Origin of the sequence: Candidatus Acididesulfobacter guangdongensis (assembly GCA_004195045.1) — a bacterium.
Taxonomy (GTDB): domain Bacteria; phylum SZUA-79; class SZUA-79; order Acidulodesulfobacterales; family Acidulodesulfobacteraceae; genus Acididesulfobacter; species Acididesulfobacter guangdongensis.
In genome coordinates this window covers 494,201-501,434 of record SGBC01000002.1, presented here as the reverse complement: position 1 = coordinate 501,434, position 7,234 = coordinate 494,201, and the positions used below count along the sequence as shown (strand labels likewise).

Below are 7,234 nucleotides of genomic sequence, written 5' to 3'. Positions count from 1 at the left end.
ATTTAATTGTAACTTATAATAATATAACCATTACCGCCGTTACCGCCATTACCAGCAGAAGTGCCACCGGAACCATAAGTACCAGGATTACCGCCATATCCTCCGCCGCCGACATATCCATATCCACCATTCCCACCTTCGTAAGGAGTACCATTATTTCCGCCACTACTACTTGATCCACCAGCACAACTATTGCCACCATTACCACTATTGCCTGGGATATACCCCCATCCACCCTCTCCGAGGCCTACAATGTTGCCCCAACCGCCGCCGCCTTCGCCTCCAGATGCTACATACAGTGATAATTTATCGCCAGTCGAAACAGAGAGAGATGTATAATAATTATTACCGGGATAACCAAAATACCCACTACCACCAACATAACTATCGCCTCCATTACCACTATTGCCGCCACCAGCAATTGCCACTAAATTATTGTTTATAAGAATGGCGGAAGCACCGCCGCCACCGCCACTGCCACCTGCCCCAGAACAATTAATACCATATCCTCCTCCTCCTCCTCCGCCGCCGCCGCCAGCGAGGCTAACTAGTAATGTTGTAATATTAGAAGGAACAGTCCAAGTATAATACCCCGGTACTCTCCAAATTATGGTTGCAGATGTATTCATCGGCGGGGCGCTCGGTACCGGCGCCGCATAAGCCACATACTCAAGCCCCCCGCCCTGGCTTCCTATGCCTGAGCCTGGAAGTTCATGCTCGATATAATTTGCATAATTACCTGGAACGGAATATAAGCCGATAAAATAATTATTTCCAGACGGTTCATCGGGGCATACGCTATTGTTATCTATACACAAATTTACCGTCTGTTTCGCCAGCTCAAGAGTAATCCAGTTCGGTTGCGGATACGGGCCGCCGGGGTTGTTCGCCGGTTGTAATGACTGTAAAAACTGAGGAGAAAGATAACCGTTTTGCGACAGCGTCACTAAATTCGCAAACGAGCCGTTTTTCGCCATATACGCGTTCTCGGCGTTCTCGATAGTCTTGGTTACGCCGGCGACGTATTGCGCCTGCTTATAATCCATTCTTGCGGTAAACGTCGGAAGCATCATCGCCGACATTATGCCGATAATAACTATCGCTATCAATATTCCGATTAGCCCTGAAAAACCGTCGTTATTTTTAAGTACCTTAAACATATATCCTCCTACCAATTATATTTTAAAACAAAATCTTGTTCCGAATTATTTTCATTAGGCGTTAGATAATAACCAACTTCTTCCATATTACCATTAGCCCCCATATCAAATGCGCCGGCTATTAAGCCGACTGCCCCTTTATATTGAATGGGAATATACGTGTAAACTAAAATTCCTGATTCCCGGACGCAGTAATTATTAGAATTAACCGATATATTAGAATAAACCGGTTCTAAATAATAATCTTGGCCGAAAGGATTAACACCACTGGATAAAACGCCGAGCATTCCCATATTTGTTAAATTACTGAAAGATGACGTATATATATGATAATTTTCGGTTTCATTATAATTCGTTCCGCTTACCGTTACCGAACAAGTCATGGGAACGGTATTACTCTGATAATATAAATTTTCCGCCTGAGCTATAGATTTCATTTCTTTAACGGTTTTAATAGCTTTTTGAGACTGAATATAATTATAAGCAATAGGAATACTTATAGCGGTTAAAATACCGCTTATTACAATAGCTATTATAAGTTCTATTAAAGTAAACCCGCCCTGTTTCATCTTCTTTTAACCTTTACCGTTTTTTGTTCTGTTTGGATAAATTTCTGATTATTTATAATATTTTCATTGTTTTTAATCTCCAACTCTTTTTCCAATTCCTTTTCCCGTTCTTTTTGCGCACGCTTAATTAGACTTTCCGCAAAATCCCTTCCTTCCTGTTCTATTTCTTTATTTAAAGTCGTGCCTTTTGCCCTGATAACTTTAAAATACATATCCGGAGGCAGAAGCTCATTTTTATTAATAAGTTCGAAGAACTCCTTAATGGCTTTTTTCTTGCTTCTGACTTTACGGCCGGCGACGAGGTAATAATTTTCCGTTGCGATTAAATAAAGACCTTCAGCTTTGCCGTAGCCTATGATATTATTTTTTACGGCAAAAGTATTATAGATATTTCCGGCGTCTATATATTCGCGCAGACCGTATAAAATTAAAACCACTCCGGAGATTAAAAGTAAAAATAAAATAACGTTTGCCATTAGAAAAAACCCTTTAAATTTATTTTACCAGTGCATATTAAACCCTTTAAATGAGCCATAACGTCCTTATTTAATCCTTTATTTTTCTCGTTCGTTTCATCGCTCATTATTTCAAAAGTTCCTTCAGGGGTTACATTATTCTTATAGACTCTCGGCTCCATAATGGCCGAAAAGGAGTCCGCTACGGTTAGAATATCTATCAAAGTCTGATCCACGCCGTTATCGTATATTAAAGGTTTAGGATAACCGAAACCATGCCGATAATGGTGCTTAACCGCAAAATATTTTATCTCTTCCGGAAAAGATTTAAAGCTATCTAAAACTTCATATCCGAAAAGCGTATGCGTTTTTATAATTTCAAACTCTATACCGGTCAAAGCTCTCGAAGAATTTAAAATCTCAGCCGGAGTAAAAAGCTTCCCAATATCGTGGAGAAGCGCTCCGTATTTTAGGAGCTTAATATCTGCCGCTTTATATCCCATGCTTTTGGCTAAAGATAAGGAAACCGAAGCCGTATTTTCCGAATGCGTCCCTAAGTGATTTAAATTACGATTCACGAGCTTTAAATAGAATTTAACGAACTCATCCGCTTTAATGTCTAAGCTTATATCTAAAACATCTTTTATCATGTAAGCCCCTTCTTATTAATATTTAAAGCAGTTCCTTCCGGCTTCTTTTGCTTTATATAAATTGTCATCAGCTAATTTAACGACGTCTTCGCCTTGTTTATATGAACTTATACCGATAGAAACCGTAATTTTTTCGGGTGAACCTTTAAATTCCAATGAATTTATTTTTTTAGCCAAAGTAATAGCGCCAGTTAAATCGTCCATTGAAATAATTACAAATTCTTCCCCGCCGTAACGGAATAAAATATCCTGATTGCCTCTAATATGTTCTTTAACGGTAGAAGAAACAATCTTTAAAACCTTATCCCCGACGTCGTGGCCGTAAGTATCGTTAAATTTCTTAAAATGGTCGATATCGAGCATAAGAACCGAAAATTTAATATTGTATTTTGCCGCTTTCTTAATAAATTTAGAAAGAACCAAATCAAAATAACGCCTATTATATAGCCCCGTAAGAGGGTCGTTAAAATTGTCCTGCGTTAAATCCGTAACTTTTAAAAATTGACTATCTTTTTCTTTTTTTAATCTTTTGTTTTCGGAAAGTACGTTATACGCGTAAACTATATTAACTAAACTTAAAAAAAGAAAAATATAAATTATTATAGTACCCGCATAAATGCTCAAATACAAAAAATATCCTGCTATAATTAAATTAATTATTAAAATCATAAATTCTTAACCTTTACCATTTTAAAATACGACTTAGGCGGCACGAAGCCGTTTTTTTCGACTAACGCTATAAACTTTTTTATAGCCTTGTGCTTACTTTTAATTTTCATTCCCGCCACAAGATAATATTTACCCACTTTAACCAAATAAAGCCCTTCCGCTTTACCGAAACCTAAAATATTTACTTCGTTACCGGTATTTTCTTCTTCCGTTTCATAACGATAAACTTTAATAGCAAAGAAAATAAACAATAAAATTATTGCTATTATAAAATACAGTTGATTATTAATTATAAATGATAACATTAACCCCCCGCCATGCCCATTAAACCCTGCATCATGGGCGCATAAATTCCGGCAAACATAAATACGATAAATCCGGCTATCACGACGAGCATTACATAATTAGCAATCTTACCGATAAGTTTCATCTGTAAATTTACTACTTCTTCATATTCTTCTGAAATTAACAACATCGTCTCGTCGATACGTCCGCCGACTTCAGCTGACGAAATCCTATCCAAATCTTCAGGTCTTAATAAATCCGAGGAATTGAGGCCTTCCGTTAAAGTAGAACCGTTAAGCAGGTAAGAATAAATGACGGTAAATTTATCTTTAAAAAAATCATTCTTCGCATTATCTAATAAATATTTAACTATAGAGGCATGCGTTTTTCCGGCGGATAATAAAACACTATATTCATACAAATACCACTTTAAATAAGAAAATCTAAAAAAATGTCCAATGCCGGGAGTCGCTGCAAGCCTTTTATAAAATTTACCCCGGACGTCTTTATAATTAGAAATCCAGATATAAGCTAAAATCCCGACTATCATTAAAATAGTCAAACCATATACAGCAAAATAATGATTTATGTTCATAAAAAAACCGAGAGTAGCTTTCGTTGCCGCCGGCACATTCGGGAAACTTTTAAAAAACTTATCGAAAGCCGGAATTATATAAAATATGAACACTAGAAATCCGCTAAAAGCCGCAAGAAGTAAAACCATAGGATAAGCTAATTCCTTTATTAAGCTTTTAGAATTTTTATCTTTAGTCGTATAATAATCGGCTATCTTCTTAAAGACGGTAACCCAATCGCCCGTCTCCGTCTCTGCCGAATTGGCAAGCCCTACGACTATCTCGTCGAACTTATACTCTTTTAATACATCAGATAACGCAAATCCTGATTCCAATTTCTTACGTAAATTTCTCGCAAGTTCTAATCTTTTTTTATACTTTTCGGTTAAATATTTCCTGAATTCGGTACTGATAAAATCTTTTAGTTTATTATTATAATGAAATTTTACTTTCGTCTTATCATATCTATCTTCTAAAAACTTTAAAGATTTTGTCATCGAACCCGTCGACCTAAATAAAAAAGTCAGGGATTCAAAGAAATTTGCAGCTTCTTTATTAGATAAAATTCTTTCCCTTTTAAAAAAATTCCTAATAATTAAAGACGGAACTATACCTTGATCCAATAATTTATTTTCGACTTCGGCTTTCGTCTCTCCGGTTTCTTTTACTAGTTTAAATCCAGATAATACCAAATATTCCATATTTACCCCGCAATATTAAAAAGCTGCCCCGCATCTATTTTTCCTTCTTTAAAAAGTTTTAAGGCTTTATCCTTTAAAGTCCTATATTTAACTTTTTCGCCGGCCTGAATAGCTGCTATCGTATCTTCTCTAAACGGCAATATTTCTATGATAGCCTTCTTAGATAAATAGCCGTTTCCAAAACAAACGTCGCATTTTTGTCCTCTTACCGGAACGTAAGCGTATGCAGGCAGGGTATCGTCTTCTTTATTTACAACTTCATAAATGCCGAGCCTTTTTAGGGACTTTAGCCAAGTTTTATTAGTAAACGAACTTATCTCTTTTTTTTCTCTGCACTTAGGACATAGCGGAAGATAAAGTCTTTGGCTAGTCGCAAATTTTATTACTTCTAAAAACTCGTCTTGAGGTATGCCCATGCCTTTTAATCTGGATACTATATTAATGGCGCTCTGCGTGTGGATGGTAGATAATACCAAATGTCCTGTCTGCGCCGCTTTTATGACCGCTCTTGCCGTTTCTTCGTCCCTGATTTCGCCGACTAAAATTATCTTAGGTTCGCACCTTAACATTGCGACCAAAGCGTTATTGTAACGGAATTCGTCATTGACGGACATTTGCGTTATATTTATTTCGTTTAGTTTAATTTCTACAGGGTCTTCGATAGTCAAGATAGGGAGTCTCTTTTTGGCGAGTTCCTTTAATATCGCATAAAAAGTAGTAGATTTACCCGCCCCCGTAGGTCCGGCGGATAAAACCAAACCGGAACCGTAAGTTAAAATTTCGCTTAAAACCAACCTTTCTTCTTCATCGAAACCTAAAGCTTCTAAGCTAAGTATCGAATTAAGCCCGTGAAGCCTCATAACGGCTTCGAAATAGTCTTTTTCGTCCGTTTGAGACGCTACCGGTAAAAACTCTACCCTTATATCTATTTTTTTCTTACTAAAAACAGACTCATAGCTGAATTTTGCATCCATAGACCTGCGGGGTTTTAAATGAGCCTTGCACCTTTCCGCTATTATATTAATGAGCCTTTCTCCAATACTAACGGGAAAAGCTTTAATTATTTCGACTCCAAGGTCGGTATCTACTAAAATTAAATAAGAATTAAGGCTCTTTTTAATCCTGATATTAGACGACTTCTTAAGAATAGCTATCTCTAAAGCATTGTCGATTTCTTTACCCGCATTTTCTTCTTCTATGATAGTCTTAAGTTCCGTCTTTTCTGATAGAAACGAATAAATGCGTTCTTTTGGACTTAAAACTATCTCGATATTCTTTAAAGCCAAAATCGTTATATAAGAATTGATTTCATGGTTATTAGTATTAAATACGAATTTAGTACCGGAAGCGGTCTTAATTAAAGCGCAGCAATTCTTCCAATAAAATTCATCCGGCTTTTCTTTAATAAGCTCCGCTCCCGTAAAATCATCTATAAAACCATAACCGGACTGCTCGGCTATAATTTTAATAAGAACAGTCTCTTCAATAAGGGATTTTTCTATTAAAATCTCGCCGAACTTTTTTAAAGAAAGCTCCTGCTCCGTCAAGACGTCTTTAACGACGTCTTCCGTAATAAGCCCCTTTTTTACTAAAATCTCGCCTAATTTCTCCATTATTCGAACCCCAGCCAAAATGCGCCAGTTATAGCTTTATTATCTGTAGGTATGACGTTACAATTAGTTCCTCCCGTAGTAACCGTGGTAACACCTCCGTTATATTCAAATGCATCAATCTTATTCTCAAAATCAAGGCATATTGAATGAACCATGATATCGGTTACTCCATTACCCGTACCGGAAAAACCGATATCATAAGCAGAATTTCCTGTTCCTAAAGCCCCTGTCGTTATAAAATATCCTGCAACGGTAGACGTATTCGGAGGAACGGCTTCAACACCGCCACCTTCTACAGTCCAACCGTTAGGTAATAACGCATCGCTCTGCAAAGCCTGAGCATCCATGCCGGTATAAGTACCTGAGTTCATAGATGCATACTGATCGGCAACACTTTCAAATTTCTGAATGTTGCTGACTATACCGCCGGTAGCGGCGGTAGAATTAACATGCGTATATACGCTAACTCCGATCGCTGCCATAACTCCGATAAGGACAAGGGCAATTAGAATCTCTATTAATGTAAAACCATCTTGATTATTAATTTTTCTTTCCAT

At 37.1% G+C, this 7,234-nt stretch carries 8 protein-coding genes and 1 pseudogene; 1 reads left to right on the top strand and 8 read right to left on the bottom strand.

Annotation, left to right across the window (positions count from 1 at the left end; all coding sequences use genetic code 11):
- Positions 1-456 precede the first annotated feature (456 nt).
- Positions 457-537, top strand: a pseudogene (locus EVJ46_06410) (RNA-binding protein).
- Between the two features lie 631 nt (positions 538-1,168).
- Here the strand turns inward: EVJ46_06410 and EVJ46_06405 are convergent.
- From EVJ46_06405 to EVJ46_06370, 8 genes are read right to left on the bottom strand one after another with little or no spacing between them, the layout of a single operon-like run.
- Positions 1,169-1,729, bottom strand: a complete 561-nt coding sequence (locus EVJ46_06405; GenBank protein ID RZD16636.1) for a prepilin-type N-terminal cleavage/methylation domain-containing protein — start codon at positions 1,727-1,729, stop codon at positions 1,169-1,171.
- On the bottom strand, positions 1,726-2,205 hold the full coding sequence (locus tag EVJ46_06400; GenBank protein RZD16635.1) for a hypothetical protein: 480 nt from the start codon (positions 2,203-2,205) through the stop codon (positions 1,726-1,728). The genes EVJ46_06405 and EVJ46_06400 overlap by 4 nt, the downstream gene beginning before the upstream one ends.
- Positions 2,205-2,834 carry an HD domain-containing protein gene (locus EVJ46_06395; GenBank protein ID RZD16634.1) on the bottom strand — a complete coding sequence of 210 codons (630 nt, stop codon included), beginning with the start codon at positions 2,832-2,834 and terminating at the stop codon, positions 2,205-2,207. Before EVJ46_06395 ends, EVJ46_06400 begins: the two co-directional genes overlap by 1 nt.
- A 15-nt stretch (positions 2,835-2,849) precedes the next feature.
- Positions 2,850-3,503 (bottom strand): GGDEF domain-containing protein, encoded by a 654-nt coding sequence (locus tag EVJ46_06390; GenBank protein RZD16633.1) that lies wholly within the window; start codon positions 3,501-3,503, stop codon positions 2,850-2,852.
- Entirely contained in the window at positions 3,500-3,808 is a 309-nt protein-coding gene (locus EVJ46_06385; protein RZD16632.1) for a hypothetical protein, read from the bottom strand. The genes EVJ46_06390 and EVJ46_06385 overlap by 4 nt, the downstream gene beginning before the upstream one ends.
- Positions 3,808-5,064: a hypothetical protein gene (locus EVJ46_06380; GenBank protein RZD16631.1), complete on the bottom strand. Its 1,257-nt coding sequence runs from the start codon at positions 5,062-5,064 to the stop codon at positions 3,808-3,810. The genes EVJ46_06385 and EVJ46_06380 overlap by 1 nt, the downstream gene beginning before the upstream one ends.
- 2 nt (positions 5,065-5,066) lie before the next feature.
- A complete protein-coding gene (locus EVJ46_06375) occupies positions 5,067-6,677 on the bottom strand; it encodes a hypothetical protein (protein RZD16630.1) in 1,611 nt (536 codons plus the stop codon).
- The gene (locus EVJ46_06370; protein RZD16629.1) at positions 6,677-7,234 is read right to left on the bottom strand and encodes a prepilin-type N-terminal cleavage/methylation domain-containing protein; all 558 of its coding nucleotides are present in this window, start codon (positions 7,232-7,234) and stop codon (positions 6,677-6,679) included. The genes EVJ46_06375 and EVJ46_06370 overlap by 1 nt, the downstream gene beginning before the upstream one ends.